Origin of the sequence: Roseburia sp. AF42-8 (assembly GCF_003435965.1) — a bacterium.
Taxonomy (GTDB): Bacteria; Bacillota; Clostridia; order Lachnospirales; family Lachnospiraceae; genus Roseburia_C; species Roseburia_C amylophila.
Window position 1 is genome coordinate 21,158 of the sequence record NZ_QTVB01000012.1, and the last position, 15,461, is coordinate 36,618.

Below are 15,461 nucleotides of genomic sequence, written 5' to 3' on the forward strand. Positions count from 1 at the left end.
CTTACTTTATTTCCCTATTAATATCTGAATGGACATCCCGGCAATTTCCACCTGGACTGCATCCATTATCATTTCTTTCTCCAGAAAACCATTTTCATTTCCTGTATCCATTACTTTATACCATTTTTTGCTTTTTGGCAATTTTGGAAGTGCAAGGAACTGTTTTCCGGTGTGAAAATTATATGCCACATAAATCATTTCCTCACAATCCGCATACAGTCCGCAATAAAGCATCCCAACCGACTGGCGGTTCGGGCTAAATCCCACAGTCCATGCACTATCGCAATGAAAAGAAAGATCCGGATATCCCAGTCCCTTATAATCATTCATCCGCATCGGCTCTTCCATCCGAAGAACCGGGTGTGCCTTACGAAAGGCTGCCATTTTCTTTACAAACTGTTGTAAGGAAGCATATTTCTTATCATTTTTCCAGTTTACCCAGCCAACTGCATTATCCTGGCAATAAGCATTATTATTTCCCCTCTGGGAATTACCAATCTCATCACCGGCAGCAAGCAGTGGAATACCCTGTGCTAAAAATACTGCCGTAATCGCATTTCGAAGCTGTTTTTTACGCAGGCTTTCTATATATTTTTTGCGGGTTGGTCCTTCAATGCCATAGTTGTCACTGTAATTCCAGTCATTTCCATCCGCATTGTTTTCCCCATTTGCCTCATTATGTTTCTCACTGTACATAAATACATCTGCCAGTGTAAAACCATCATTAGATGCTGCATAATTCACAAATCCGGCATATTTCTTCTGCTTACGCATCTGGTTTACAAAATCGGTAAGACAGATTTCCTTATGATTTAACATTTTCCGCAACGGATAATAAAATTCATCCCGGTAAACAAATAAATGCGGATATGCATAATCCTGTTCCAGCAAATCCTCCGGAATCGTATCTGCAAACAGCTTACTACGGCACAAAATCAAATCCTGTGCCATAGCACGAATCGGAAGATTTGCTCCCATCAGTCGGAATCCATCCACATGATATTCCATCACCCAGAAGCGCAGGGCTTCTAACATCAGATTCTGATTGATGGTATCAGGAAAATAAATTTCCATAATACATTCCATGTCATTTTTATGCAATGCCTTAATTAATGATTTCAAGGCATGCTCCGGCTGTCTGCTTTTGGTAAATGCAGTCTTCGGTGCAAAATAATTGCCTTCGGTATAGCCCCAGCAATTTATCTTCTCAACTTCCGGCAGCTTCTTTGTATCTGTCTTCTGTTCTTCCTTCCAGGTCACATAATCCGGCAGTTCACAGGTTTCCGGTATCATCAGCTCTTCAAATTCATAAAAAGGCATAAATTCAACGGTTGTAACGCCCATATCACGAAGATATCCTATCCGGTTCTCTACTGCTTCAAAAGTTCCTTTTCTTGCTCCGCCATTACTACCCTCCATGGTAAAATTTCTCACATGAAGTTTGTACATGACCATATCCTTTTTGGCAATTTCCGGTGCCACATCCTCTTCCCAGTCAAAAACATCTGTGGAGAAACCGCTTTTCACCTGATAATCCATACCAAAGCGTTCCTTTTCTCCCCACTTTTCCCTGCCTACAATTCTTCTGGCATATGGATCTGTCATAACCTTACCGTCTATTTCAAAATTATAATCAAAAGAAGCCGGTTCAATGCCCATTACCATAATTGAGCGCAGTGCACCCACATAGTAAGTATCCGGAACCGGTATTTTTCCAATTTTCCCTGTTTTCTTTTCATACAGTACAATACTGCATTTCTGCTCTTTTCTCCCCTCAAAGGTAAATACAACCCCATCACTATGCACAACTGCTCCCATGGTTCTGTAATCGCCTTCCCGAACATTGTATTTCATTTCATCATCCTGCACTTTCCTATATTCAAGTCTCTTGAAAAGATTATAACACGATTCATTGACAATTGATATGTAAATTTTTATAATTATAGTGTAGTGTATTGTTAATTAGTGATATAAGAGGTATATTCAAGCATACAGTTGCAACAAAGGATTTACAACCTGGCATGGTGACTGCCACTCCTGTCATGAGCAGGCATGGGCAGATGATTGTAGAAGCACACAAAATGCTGACAACTCAGATGATTGCACACCTTGAGTTTTATGGAATTGAGAGTGCCAGAATAATAGACGGTGCTCTGCCTGTTGATGCCATTCAGTCAATGGCTGAAGAAAAGGAAGCGGTTGACCGGTATTCTGAACGGGTAAGAAACAGTAAAGAATTCAAAGTTTTTAAAGCAAATTACGAAAAAAAAGTACCTTTTTTAGAAAAATCCATCAATGATTTTGTCACAAAAAACATTCCTTTTGATCAGGAGGCTCTTTTATCCTGCGCTTTAGATCTTTTTGCCAGACATTCCACTACAATTTCCATGTTCGATATGCTGCACAATATGCGCAAAATTACCGATTCCACTTATGCCCACAGTCTGAATGTTTCTTTAATCAGCCGAATGATTGGTATGTGGCAGAATTATAATGCAGATGATTTAGAAACTCTGACTCTGGGTGGTCTCTTACACGATATAGGAAAAAGTAAAATTCCACCGGAAATCATTAACAAGCCAGGGCGCCTGACCCCGGAAGAATATGAACTGGTGAAAAAACATTCCGAATATGGTTATGAACTGCTGAAAAATCAGAATGTATCTGTCCGCATCAAAAAAATTGCTCTCACCCATCATGAACGCTGTGATGGAAGCGGCTATCCAATCGGACTTATCGGAGATGATATTGATGATTTTGCCAATATCGTTGCTATTGCAGATGTCTACGATGCCATGACTGCTGACCGCTGTTATCGCCGCGGCGTCTGCCCGTTTGAGGTCATTGCCACTTTTGAGCGGGAGGGTCTGGGTAAATACAAACCCCAGTTTATTACCAGCTTCTTGGAGCATATTGCCAATACATATATTAACAATGATGTCATGTTAAGTAATGGCATGACCGGTAAAATTGTGCTGATTAACAAGCATCGCCTGACTCGTCCGGTGGTTCGGTTAGAAGACAGTATATTTATCAATCTGGAAAAACGTCCGGAACTCTACGTTCAGACAATTATATAAAGAAAGAGGTATTTTATGGAAAACAAACAGTTAAAAGACGAAGACGATATCATGGTGACATTGAATTTAGACAATGGGCAGGATGTGGAATGCAAAATTCTTACTATCTTTGAAGCAGGAAAACAGGATTATATTGCGCTGATGCCCTTAGATGAAAAGGGAAATGAAAATGCAGATGGTGAAGTATATATCTATCGTTACTCCGAGGATGAGGATGGAAATCCTTCTTTAGATAATATTAACAGTGACGAAGAATACGAAGTTGTCTCCGACCGTTTGATGAATTATTAGATGAAGCAGAATTTGACGCAATGGACAACTAATCATCCATTACGTTTCCTGCAATTCTTTTAAGAACCGGGATGGTTCTGCACTGTGATTATTCAACAGCTCTACCGAGAAGAGGTAGAGCTGTTTTTTTGCTCTGGTCATCCCAACATAGAACATTCTGCGTTCCTCTTCCAGATCCGCATCTAAAACAGCTTTCTTATAGGGCATGATTTTCTCATTTACATCAATCAAAAATACCACATCATACTCTAATCCCTTCGAGCTATGTAAGGTTGATAAGACAACGCCCTCTCCCTTCGTCCGCTGCTTCTCCATGGCACGCTGTAATTCTTTTAAATATTTCTCTTTCTGTTTCTGCCAGTCATCAAAGCTATCGAACTCTTTGGTCATATCGGTAAGCTGTTCTAGAATATCCAAAAGTTCTTCCTCATTCATACCTCTCTGATCTGCATATTCTTTGATATAGTCATCGTAGCCGATTCCCTTGCGGATATAATTCACCGCTGCAAAAGGCTTCATTCCGGCTAACATTTTGCAGTCATGATAAAGCCGGTCGATTCTTCGTGCAATCCAGGACTGCTCCATTTTATCATAATAATCTGCCCAGACATCAAATGCTACAGTATCCTCTTCCAGGCTGTCCCGCCCAATATAACGGTTCGGCCGGTTCATAATCTGTAAGAAGTCTGCCCTTCTTCTGCTTCCATGGGCAATCCGAAGATAACTTTCCATATCTTTTGCAATCCAATGCTCATAAATATTAGGAATATTATCCCTTGTACGGAAAGGAATATTATATTCCATCAACTGCTGCATCAGAAGTCTTGGCTGTGTATTAGTGCGAAACAGCACCGCTGCGTCCGACCAGTCACCACCAGCTGCGGTATATTCCTTAAGTGCATGAATCAATCCTAAATTTTCTTCCCGCTGCGTCCGGTAAGTCTTACATACTACCGCTTCCTTTGCCGGATGAAATGCCTTAATATCCTTTGCAAACCGCCCTGTATTGTGGGCAATCAGTCTTCCTGCCGCTGCCACAATATTTCCATCGGAACGATAATTATAATTTAATACAATCCGCTTTGCATCAGCATAATCCTTCTCAAAGTTCAGCATAATCTCCGGTCTTGCCTGGCGGAACCTGTAAATAGACTGGTCATCATCCCCTACCACAAAGAGATTATTTTCCGGTGCTGCAAGCATCCTTATAATCTCATATTGCAATCCATTGATATCCTGAAACTCATCAATCAAAATATACCGGAACTTCTTCTGCCAGAGTGCTAAGATATCCTTCCGCTGGCTGAAAAGTTCATAGGTATAAACTAACATATCATCAAAATCAATCAGCCGGTTCTTCTGCAGCATCTTCTGATAATTCATAAATACATCCCGGAATGTATGCTCTGGAAAATTAGAAGAATAATAATGTTCAATGGGAATGTTCGAATTCTTTACACCGCTGATTTCAGATAACAGAGTCTGGATGCATTCATTTTCATCTTCATAGTCAATCGGAAAATGACGTAAAAGATTCCGGATAAATACCACCTTCTGCTCATCTCTTATAATATTTTCTGCCCGATAATGATAAGCATACTTTAATACCGTAAAAAACACCGCATGAAAAGTACCAAAAGTAGCCGTTGTGGATGTCTGATTCGTTAGCGAAAGAAAACGCTCCCTCATCTCCATAGCGGCTGCTTTTGTAAATGTCACCACCAGAATCTCTGATGGTGACACCCCATATTTTTCTATTAAATTTTTCGTTCGATGGGTAATTACGGCAGTTTTGCCTGAACCGGGCCCCGCCAGTGTAAGGCAGGGACCCTGATAAAAATCAACAGCTTCCTGTTGTGCTTCATTAAATTGCATGAAATGCCTCGTAACTTTTATTTCTCAAGTGCTTTCGTAAGAAGTGCAATTCCGGTACGGATACGTTTTAAGGACTCTTCCTTACCAATAATCTCCATAATTTCAGTTGCACCTGCCGGTGTCATCTGTTTACCGGAAACCGCTGTACGAACCGGCCATAATACATAACCATTCTTGCAGCCCTTCTCTGCCACAAAATCACAAAGTGTCTGATACAGTGCATCATTACTGTAATCCTGTTGAGCCTCTAATACCGGAAGAATCTCTGTCAAGACTTCCAAAGAGCTCTCTTCTGTGGTCTTCATCTTCTTATGGGTATACATTGCGGTATCATACTCCGGAAGTTCCTCAAAGAAGTCAATCAGATTCTCAATATCCGGGAAGATTTCAATTCTGGTCTTCACCATCTCTGCAATCTTGCGGATATCATAATCCCTGGTAATTACTTTCCGGATATATGGCTCTGCCATTTCAAAGTACGAATCAAAATCCATTGCCTTGATGTATTCGCCATTCATCCATTTCAGCTTTGTATAGTCAAATACAGCCGGTGATTTACTCATATGATGATAATCAAAGGCTTTTACCAGCTCCTCTAAAGAAAAGATTTCCCGGTTATCTGCCGGACTCCACCCCAGTAATGCCACAAAGTTTACAACTGCCTCTGTTAAAAATCCCTGTTCAATCAAATCTTCGTAGGAAGAATGTCCACAACGTTTACTTAACTTCTGATGCTCTTCGTTGGTAATTAACGGACAGTGTACATACACTGGCACATCCCAGCCAAAAGCTTCATACAGACGGTTATACTTTGGAGAAGAAGAAAGATATTCATTTCCTCTTACTACATGTGTAATTCCCATCAAATGGTCATCTACTACGTTGGCAAAGTTATAAGTCGGATATCCGTCTGATTTAATCAGAATCATATCGTCCAGCTCCGCATTATCAACGGTAATATCTCCATAGATTTCATCATGAAAGGTTGTTGTTCCTGTCTGAGGATTGTTCTGACGGATAACGTATGGAACACCTGCAGCAAGCTTTTCTTCTATTTCTTCCTTGCTTAAATGCAGGCAATGCTTATCGTAAACAATAATCTCTTTACCTGCAACAGTCTGACGCAGACTCTCTAAACGCTCCTTATCACAGAAACAATAGTATGCTTCTCCTTTTTCAATGAGTTTCTTCGCATACTCCAGATAAATTCCCTGTGCCTGACGTTCACTCTGCACATATGGGCCAACACCGCCATCCTTGTCCGGACCTTCATCATGCAACAATCCAGTCTTCTCAAGGGTACGGTAGATAATATCTACCGCTCCCTCAACATAACGTTCCTGGTCTGTATCTTCAATTCTTAAAATAAAATCTCCGCCCTCATGCTTTGCAATTAAATATGCATAAAGTGCTGTACGCAGATTTCCTACATGCATTCTTCCTGTAGGACTTGGTGCAAATCTGGTTCTAACCTTGCTCATTCTAACTAACCCGCTTTCTTACTATTAATTTAATTCGATTTCCCGCAATTCCTTTGGTGGAAGCTGCTTGGTAGAAGCTTTCTTAATCTTCTCGATTTCCTGTTTTGCCTTCGGAATCGGAAGAATAGTTCCTGCTCCGGCGATACATCCGCCAGGACATCCCATTCCCTCAATCATATATCCATTCATCTTACCGGCCTTGGCAAGCATCAGCATCTTCTTACATTCAGCAAGACCTTCTGCATGTTCAATCTTAACATCCACATCCGGATAATACTCATGTATACATTTTTCAATGGCATCTGCAACACCACCGGCACATGCATATCCACGACCTGCAGCAGTTGCATCATGCATGGAGCTTTCACCATCTGTCTGGTTCGGATCAATTCCTTTTGCTGCAAACATAGCGTCTAACTCTTCAAATGTAATTACAAAATCAACATCACTTCGGACAGTTCTTCTGCTTGCTTCCAGTTTCTTAGCAGCACACGGTCCGATAAATACTACTTTTGCATCCGGATGCTCTTTCTTAATGCTTCTCGCTGTAGCAACCATAGGTGTAAGCTCAGAAGATACGCTCTCGATCAAATCCGGAAACTGTGTCTTTGCAAGCATAGACCATGCAGGACAGCAGGATGTAAGTAAGAATGGAGCTCACCTGTTGCAACATGATTTGCATAATGATGTGCCTCTGCTACTGCACCGATATCAGCTCCAAGTGCAACTTCAACAACCTCTGAGAAACCAAGTTCTAATAAAGCTGCTTTTACATGCTTTGGAGTAGCTCCAGGTCCGAACTGACCTACAAATGCAGGTGCAATTTCAGCAATAACTTCTCCGCCTTCTTTCATACAACGGATCAACTGGAAAATCTGTGATTTATCTGCAATTGCTCCGAATGGGCAGCTTACCATACACTGACCACAGGATACACATTTATCTGCATCAATCTTTGCTCTTCCGTATTCATCTGTTCCAATTGCTCCAATTCCACAAGCCATGGAACAAGGTCTTTCTTTCTTGGAAATTGCATCATATGGGCAGGCTGCTTTACATCTTCCACATTTGATACATTTCTCCTGGTCGATTACAGATTTGCCATCTACCTGGGAGATTGCTCCCTTTGGACATACCTCCATACATGGATGTGCAATACATCCCTGACACATATTGGATACTTCATATTTCTTTTCTTCGCACAGATTACATGCAGATGGAATTACCTGCATAAGAGGTGGCTCATAATATTTTTCTGCCACATTGCTCTCTTCGAGGCCACTGGTAACATGTACCGGTTTATCCTGTGGCCGTAAAGACATACCCATAGCAAGTCTTACTCTTTCTGCTGCAATCGCACGTTCTCTATAAATACTTTCACGGTATGTAGGAACATCTCCAGGGCAAACTGTATATGGAACTGCCTCAACGGCATCGTTCAGGTTTGCACTGTCTGCTTCATAAGCAATTTTTGCTACCTCCGTAAAAATGCTTTTTCTCAAATCTGATACTGGTGTACGTAGTCCTCTCATCGTTTCCTCCTAGAAAAAAATTGTATTATATCATTGTTCATAACCACGCACAGTATTATCAATATATAACACTATGCTAACAATAATCTAGCACACCACTTTCAATAATACAAGTAGCCTGCTCTTATGTTCTAAAATAAATACTTTTTACAACTTTTTCCTCTGGGAACATTCTTTGCAGACCGCATCCGTATCTGTCCTTCCACTACATCCGCTGCAGCCAATGCAGCCTCCCTCTTTTTTCTTTTTCATCATAGCATATACTGCAAAGGCGCACCAGCAAAGAATCAGTAATAGCAAAATAATATCATTAACGCCCATACTATCTGCCTCCTAAAAAATCAGGCTGCCAATCTGAAAGACAACAAATGCTGCAATCCATGCAACCACGCACTGCATTACCACAACACCAAGTGCCTGAAGCTTTGAACCCATCTCCCGTCTGATTGCTGCAATCGCTGCTACACATGGTGTATAAAGTAACGTAAATACCAGGAAGCTGACTGCTGATACCGGCGTAAACAGAGTTCCAAGGCTGTTGCCCAAAGCAGTCACACTGGTTCCAAGAAGTACACTCATGGTACTGATTACTGCTTCTTTGGCAGTAAATCCGGTAATCAAAGAAGTGGATACTCTCCAGTCCCCAAATCCAAGCGGAGCAAAAACCGGTGCAATCACACGGCCGATTAATGCCAGCAGGCTGTCTGCGCTGTCAGATACTACATTCAGTCTGGTATCAAAAGACTGTAAGAACCAGATAATAATCGTTGCAAGGAAAATAACGGTAAATGCCCTCTCTAAGAAATCCTTTGCCTTGTCCCACATCAGGAGTACCACGCTCTTAAAAGATGGCAGCCGGTAATTCGGAAGCTCCATGACAAAAGGCATCGGTTTTCCACGGAATGCGGAATGCTTGAATAAAAGTGCCACCAGAATTCCCATTACCATTCCACCAACATAAAGTGCAATCATAACAAGTGCCTGATACTTTTTAAAAAATGCTGCTGTAAACACCGCATAAATCGGTATTTTCGCCGAACAGCTGATAAATGGTGTCAGCATAATGGTCATTTTCCGGTCTCTTTCGGATGCTAAAGTTCTGCTTGACATTACTGCCGGAACCGTGCAACCAAATCCAATCAGCATTGGAACAAAGCTTCGTCCGGAAAGTCCAATCTTACGCAGCAGTTTATCCATAACAAAGGCAACTCTTGCCATATAACCGGAATCTTCCAGAATAGACAGGAAGAAAAATAAAACCACAATAATCGGCAGGAAGCTTAACACACTTCCTACTCCGGCAAATACACCATCAATAATCAGGCTGTGAACCACCGGGTTAATTCCATAAGCAGTCAGCCCCTTGTCTGCAAGATTCGTTATGTATGCAATAAAAACAGCCAGATAATCGCTCAAAAATGCTCCAATCACACCGAAGGTCAGCCAGAATACAAGCAGCATAATCAGAAGAAACAACGGAATAGCAAGATATTTATTCGTTAATACATTGTCTATCTTCACACTACGAATATGTTCTTTGCTCTCATGGCACTTTGTTACTGATTTACTGCACACCTTTTCAATAAAGGTATATCTCATATCCGCCAGAGCGGCATTTCTGTCCATATGATGGTCTGTTTCCATTTCTTCAATACTGTGTTCCATCATATCCAGTTCGTTCTGGCTCAGCTTCAGTCTGTCAATAATGTCTGTATCCTGTTCTACAATCTTCGTTGCTGCAAAACGTGGTGACATTCCGATATTCTGTGCATGGTCTTCTACCTGATGGGATACCGCATGAATGCAGCGGTGCACAGGACCTTTCTCGCAAAAATCCGTTACCTTTGGATATATCTTCTGTCCTGCCACCTTCATGGCGCTGTGTACCAGATCTTCCACTCCCTCTCCCTTTACCGCACTGATTGGAATAACCGGAATTCCCAGTTCTAAAGACATCTGTTTTACATCAATACTTCCGCCGTTGTTACGCACCTCATCCATCATATTCAGAGCTAATACCATCGGAATATGCATTTCTAATAACTGCAGGGTCAGATAGAGATTTCGCTCAATATTTGTTGCATCTACAATATTGATAATTCCATCCGGCTTTTCATTTAAAATAAAGTCTCTTGTTACAATCTCCTCGCTGGTATACGGACGCAGTGAATAGATTCCCGGCAGGTCAACTACCGATGCATCCTTATGCTCTCTGATTTCTCCCATTTTCTGGTCAACCGTTACACCCGGAAAATTTCCAACATGCTGGTTGGAACCGGTGAGCTGATTAAATAATGTGGTCTTACCACAGTTCTGGTTTCCTACTAATGCAAATATCATTCTAGTTCTCCTCCGGTTCTACTTCAATTTTTCCGGCATCTTCTTTTCGTATGGTCAGTTCATATCCACGAATCCGGAGTTCAATCGGGTCTCCCATAGGTGCTACTTTACGCACCTGCACCTTTGTCTTTGGAATCAGCCCCATATCTAAAAATCTACACCGCAGTGCTCCTTCTCCCCCTACTTTGGTTATTACCGCTTCTCTTCCAATTTCAAGTTCATCCAGTGTCATCTATTTTCCTCTTCTCTTGTTATTGATATTTTTTCTCAATTAAGTATTTTACCGCAGGATTCTTTTTTTCACAATATAAAATCTCACATTCCTTTTCATCTGCACATATATTAATATGAATATTTTTATTGAGGTCAGCATATGAACAACTGTAATTGTCAGCCACAAAGCAGCCGTCCGGCTGTTCCGACACCTTATACGAAACAGTTTGCCTGTAATCAGGAACTTGCCATGGCTTATGTTCCATGGCAGCAGTTCGGCAATCTGTACGAACCTGACCAGGCTCTGCGTAATGGCACAGTCTTTCAGGATTTAAATAAACCTTTCCATGGTTCCATGAAAGGAGGCAGATTCTGATGAACAATATGCCAATGAACCAGTCCCAGCTTTTAGACTGGATTAATCAGGTCAGCTTTGTAGCTTATGATACTGCCCTTTACCTTGACACCCATCCTTATGATGAAGAAGCACTTTCCTTCTATAACCACTACCGTACCCTGCGGTTAAAAGCAGTGAAAATGTATGAAGAAAAATATGGTCCCCTGACTTTAGACGGTGCCGACACAGACGGTCACTGGAGCTGGGGAAGCATGAGAAATCCATGGGAAGGGGGAAATTGTTAAATGTGGCAGTATGAAAAAAGACTGGAATATCCGGTCAACATCAAACAGACCGATCCGAAAACCGCACAGTATATCTTAAGCCAGTACGGAGGTCCTGACGGAGAAATCAACGCATCCTTACGTTATCTCTCCCAGCGCTATTCCATTCCTTACCGTGAAGTAGCCGGACTGCTTACCGATATTGCGACAGAAGAAATTGCCCATTTTGAGATGATTGCAACCATCGTACACCAGCTTACCAGAGACCTGACTCCGGAGGAAATCAAAGCCTCTAACTTCGGTCCTTACTATATTGACCACACCCTTGCCGTATGGCCACAGGCTGCCGGTGGTGTTCCACAGAATGCCTGTGAATTCCAGTCCAAAGGCGATCCGATTACTGACCTTATGGAAGATATGGCTGCAGAGCAGAAAGCCCGCACCACTTACGATAACATTCTTCGTGTCGTAAAAGACCCGGACGTTGTAGATCCGATTCGTTTCCTGCGTGCCAGGGAGGTCGTACACTTCCAGCGTTTTGGCGAAGCACTCCGGATGGTACAGGAACACCTTGACTCCAAGAACTTCTATGCATGTAACCCGGCTTTCGATAAGAGCTGCGGCTGCAAATAAAACTGTGATAGAAAAGAATGTGCCTTGGCACATTCTCGTGCCTGCGGCGGTTGCTTGCGACATCTACCTTATACGCCGCAGTGTGCATCCTCGCGGAGCGTTTTTTACTTTACAGGAAAGCAATTTCCTGTAAAGTAAAAAATAGCGTATCACCGATATTTTCTATCGATGATACGCTATTTTCATTCTCCGGTTCCGCAGAGCCGGTCCACAGAATTAATAATCTCACGGACTTCCGGGATTTCCTCATGATACTCTTTCATGAGTTTTTCAATTTCTTCCTTCTGTTCTAATACTACATCCATGTTATATTCAATGGATGCCCGGATTTTCTGCCGCCGGCTCAATAATTCATGCTTGATTTCCACCATTTCACGCTTATCTACCAGTGCATTGGGCTGACTAATCCAGACCTTTGCATCATAAAGTTCATATTTTTGCAGCATGCGTACTAACTTTCCATTAAAATATTCCAAGTCATCACTATTCCGTTCAAATTTCTCTCTTTCCCGCTTGGCTTCTAAGTACTGCTCCCAGAGATAGGTCAGTTCATAGGAATTATGCACATGGTATTTCTCGCAGGCATAATCCACCGCATTCGTAGAATTTACATACTTTATTTTAGTACGGTTCAAAAGAGTAATGGCATGATTCATGTTCACTTCTGCCCGCTTGATTTCTCTTGTATTATTCTGATTCCGGAACAGCATAAAGAATCCACTGGCTGCCGCAGCTACCATCAGAATCGTAAATAGAATCCGTACATCCATTTCCAATGCCACATGAAGAACCAATATGACTGCAAGGAATGCCAGTACCATGCCAAATACTACATAGGATGCCTTCCGCAGAATCTTCTGTTCTTCCATTAACTCTTCCCGGTAATAAGCCCATTCATTCTTCTCCCCTTCCAGGTAATTCATATCACGCTTTACGGCCGCCTGATACATCTCATTTGCCTGCAGGGTCCGGATGGATTCCGTCAGAGTCTCCTCTTCCTGTTCCATCTGTGCATACTGCGTATCTGTCAGCTTCTTGGTTGCTTTCAGATAATCGGAACGGGACTGATCCAGTGTAAGAATACTGTTTGCAGTATCTCTTAAAGCAGCTGCCTCATCTTCCGGCAGTTCTTCAATAATCTGGATATCCTTTAAATAAGAAGTCACCACACGATATTCAGACTTTTCATTTTCCAGGGTCTTTGTGGTATCAATCATCTGTTCACAGTGACCCAGAACATAATGTTGTACTTTATGTTCATCCTTCCGGTCTTCTTCCGATAACGTATCCTCTGTGATACATTCTAAGACCTCCTCGATTGTTTTCTTTGGTTTCCTTTTTCTTCTAAAAAATTTTATCAATGTTATGCCCACCGTCCATTGCTTTCGTAAATATATTTTTTCTTATCCAGCACATCTCGAAATGCTTCCAGTACTTCTTCCTCATCATTCCATTGCTTATGAATATCCTCTAATGTCTTTTGCAGTTCTTCTGATACTTCATAAACCTGTTCCTTTTCATCCGGTGCTGCCATCCGCCATGCTTCTTCCATCTCCCGCATGCATGCCGGATTGTTATTATAGTCATAAGCTTTCTTAAAGCATCGTGCCGCATCCCGGTACAGGAATAACCCGGTATTTGCAACACCAATATTATTCCATATATTTCCTATGACAGAAGCATCAAGCTTCCCCGCCTCTTCCTTCTGCAGCAGACGCATATATTCCCTGATAGCCATGACATACCGATGATTCATAAGGCTTCTGTCTGCCCTGATTTTCATACATTCAATTTCTGATTTATTTTCTACTTCTGCCAGTGCATATTCGATTTCATCTTTTTCTTTCTTTGTGCAAAAGCCGCAGGCATCCATCAGAAGCCGGACTTTCTTTGCCAGCGTTATTTTCTTTCGGACAGCCTCTTTTAACTGCCCGGCTAACTCCCGGTCTTTTAACTCCTCTGCAATCCAGCTGATTAAATCATCCGACACAAAAGAATCGTCGAGATATTCCGTGTGGTTTAAAATATACCAGTTCAATTCCTCCAGGGAATAGATATTTATCATATTCTGTTCTAAATAATATGGCACATCGGTTTCTTTCCGATTGCATAAAATCAATTCTCCCATGAGGTCTCCTCCTACAGTTCCATTTTATATTCCCACACTTTTTCAGAGCTTTTATAAATCTCTCCAAATCCAAGGTCCCGTATGGTAACCTTTACAGCGGAATCCGACAGTGCTTCTGTCATAACAGAAAGTCTGGTCATACGTTCCGGCCGTTTTGGAATATCCGTAAGCTCTAAGGATTCTATCTTTGCTTCCCTGCTGTCCGGAAGCTGCAGCCAGAAATCAACGGTATTCGTACCTGCCAGTAAAATCTCGCACTGATTCTTTGCTTCATACCAGTTTTCTCCTGCACTTACCAGTGTATGGAAAATAAGTTCTTCCCGGTCTTTTACTTTAAGGCTGATATTTACCTTCATCTCATTCTCACCAATATAGACAAACTGCCATGGCTGCATTCCGGTATGGATGCAGGATGCATAACAGGCTCCCTTAGCATAAAGATTTTTGCCTAAGAAAACATGCCTTCCGTTGCAGAGAAATTTTAAGGATTCTCTCATCCATTCTCCATCAAAACCATCCCCGGTCAGATATACCGAAGAATAGATTTTACGGGAAACGGCATCTGTTACTACATCTAAAAACGCAGTGTCTCTATTGCCAATCAAAGGACCATAATCTTTCAGATAAATATGAACCAGCTGTGGTGTGGAATTCAGATTACGCTCCATGTAATAAAAACGCATACTGTTCTTGGAATAATCAAAGAGAACTGCATCATGCAGCCACAGTTCTTCCTTCTGGCTTAAAGCATAGTAATAAAAGCTTTCTGCATAATCGATGACATGATACTGCTCTTTTGTCCACTTCATCCGTCCGGCTATTTTTTCAATCAGTTCCATCTTCTCCCGGTTTAAAGTATCCATGGTAATGGTAATTCTTGCCAGCTTCATGGATGTGCCGAATTTCTGCGGTACCGTAAGAATTTTACGGACAAAGAGACTTAACAGTTCTACCGTATCATAAGTTTCCCCTTCCACGGTAACCTGTTCGCCTGCCAGTGCCCGGCTGAAGAGCCGGTCACAGCCACTTCCTTCGCCATTTTTCATGACAGTCTCTGCTTCTTTTCCGTAATACCACTGTCCGATTCCTCTCCGCTTACAAAGGCTTAATGGAATCTGGTACAATTCACTGCCTGCCACGGTACTGATGGTATCCGGCTCTGACATATCGGATGTACAATATGATACTAATGCGTATTTTTTTCCAAAATCAAGTCCTATTGAAAGGCTTTTTTCCTTCATACCATCACCCTGTTATTGTTTTCCCT

General features: G+C 41.8%; 11 protein-coding genes and 3 pseudogenes. 5 read left to right on the forward strand and 9 right to left on the reverse strand.

Features of this window, described 5'->3' with window-relative positions; all coding sequences use genetic code 11:
- Positions 1–6: 6 nt before the first annotated feature.
- On the reverse strand, positions 7–1,854 hold the full coding sequence (locus DW059_RS06915; RefSeq protein WP_117698284.1) for a glycogen operon protein GlgX: 1,848 nt from the start codon (positions 1,852–1,854) through the stop codon (positions 7–9).
- 206 nt (positions 1,855–2,060) lie between these two features.
- Between DW059_RS06915 and DW059_RS06920 the strand changes: the two genes are divergently transcribed.
- Complete coding sequence (locus DW059_RS06920) at positions 2,061–3,080, forward strand: HD-GYP domain-containing protein (protein WP_242986167.1); 1,020 nt, start codon at positions 2,061–2,063, stop codon at positions 3,078–3,080.
- A 15-nt stretch (positions 3,081–3,095) separates the two neighbouring features.
- A pseudogene (locus tag DW059_RS06925) lies at positions 3,096–3,403 on the forward strand (DUF1292 domain-containing protein).
- Positions 3,404–3,410: 7 nt separating this feature from the next.
- On the opposite strand, the gene DW059_RS06930 reads toward DW059_RS06925, so the two are convergent.
- The 5 genes and pseudogenes from DW059_RS06930 to feoB form a co-directional block, all read right to left on the reverse strand.
- On the reverse strand, positions 3,411–5,246 hold the full coding sequence (locus DW059_RS06930) for an ATP-dependent helicase (RefSeq protein ID WP_117698286.1): 1,836 nt from the start codon (positions 5,244–5,246) through the stop codon (positions 3,411–3,413).
- Between the two features lie 17 nt (positions 5,247–5,263).
- Positions 5,264–6,727: a glutamate--tRNA ligase gene (gltX, locus tag DW059_RS06935; RefSeq protein ID WP_022243331.1), complete on the reverse strand. Its 1,464-nt coding sequence runs from the start codon at positions 6,725–6,727 to the stop codon at positions 5,264–5,266.
- Between the two features lie 24 nt (positions 6,728–6,751).
- Positions 6,752–8,259: pseudogene (locus tag DW059_RS17580) on the reverse strand (4Fe-4S dicluster domain-containing protein).
- A 147-nt stretch (positions 8,260–8,406) separates the two neighbouring features.
- On the reverse strand, positions 8,407–8,580 hold the full coding sequence (locus DW059_RS06945; RefSeq protein ID WP_117698287.1) for a FeoB-associated Cys-rich membrane protein: 174 nt from the start codon (positions 8,578–8,580) through the stop codon (positions 8,407–8,409).
- 12 nt (positions 8,581–8,592) lie between these two features.
- A pseudogene (feoB, locus tag DW059_RS06950) lies at positions 8,593–10,831 on the reverse strand (ferrous iron transport protein B).
- Between the two features lie 141 nt (positions 10,832–10,972).
- On the opposite strand from feoB, the gene DW059_RS06960 reads away from it, so the two are divergent.
- From DW059_RS06960 to DW059_RS06970, 3 genes are read left to right on the forward strand one after another with little or no spacing between them, the layout of a single operon-like run.
- On the forward strand, positions 10,973–11,188 hold the full coding sequence (locus DW059_RS06960) for a spore coat associated protein CotJA (RefSeq protein WP_022243335.1): 216 nt from the start codon (positions 10,973–10,975) through the stop codon (positions 11,186–11,188).
- On the forward strand, positions 11,188–11,454 hold the full coding sequence (locus DW059_RS06965; protein ID WP_117698289.1) for a spore coat protein CotJB: 267 nt from the start codon (positions 11,188–11,190) through the stop codon (positions 11,452–11,454). Before DW059_RS06960 ends, DW059_RS06965 begins: the two co-directional genes overlap by 1 nt.
- On the forward strand, positions 11,455–12,066 hold the full coding sequence (locus tag DW059_RS06970; RefSeq protein WP_022243337.1) for a manganese catalase family protein: 612 nt from the start codon (positions 11,455–11,457) through the stop codon (positions 12,064–12,066).
- A gap of 182 nt (positions 12,067–12,248) precedes the next feature.
- Here the strand turns inward: DW059_RS06970 and DW059_RS06975 are convergent, their stop codons facing one another.
- The 3 genes from DW059_RS06975 to DW059_RS06985 are packed head-to-tail and all read right to left on the reverse strand — an operon-like array spanning position 12,249 to position 15,435.
- Positions 12,249–13,427, reverse strand: a complete 1,179-nt coding sequence (locus DW059_RS06975; protein WP_117698290.1) for a hypothetical protein — start codon at positions 13,425–13,427, stop codon at positions 12,249–12,251.
- A 2-nt stretch (positions 13,428–13,429) separates the two neighbouring features.
- On the reverse strand, positions 13,430–14,194 hold the full coding sequence (locus tag DW059_RS06980) for a hypothetical protein (RefSeq protein ID WP_117698291.1): 765 nt from the start codon (positions 14,192–14,194) through the stop codon (positions 13,430–13,432).
- 11 nt (positions 14,195–14,205) lie between these two features.
- On the reverse strand, positions 14,206–15,435 hold the full coding sequence (locus DW059_RS06985) for a DUF5716 family protein (protein WP_117698292.1): 1,230 nt from the start codon (positions 15,433–15,435) through the stop codon (positions 14,206–14,208).
- Between the last annotated feature and the right edge of the window lie 26 nt (positions 15,436–15,461).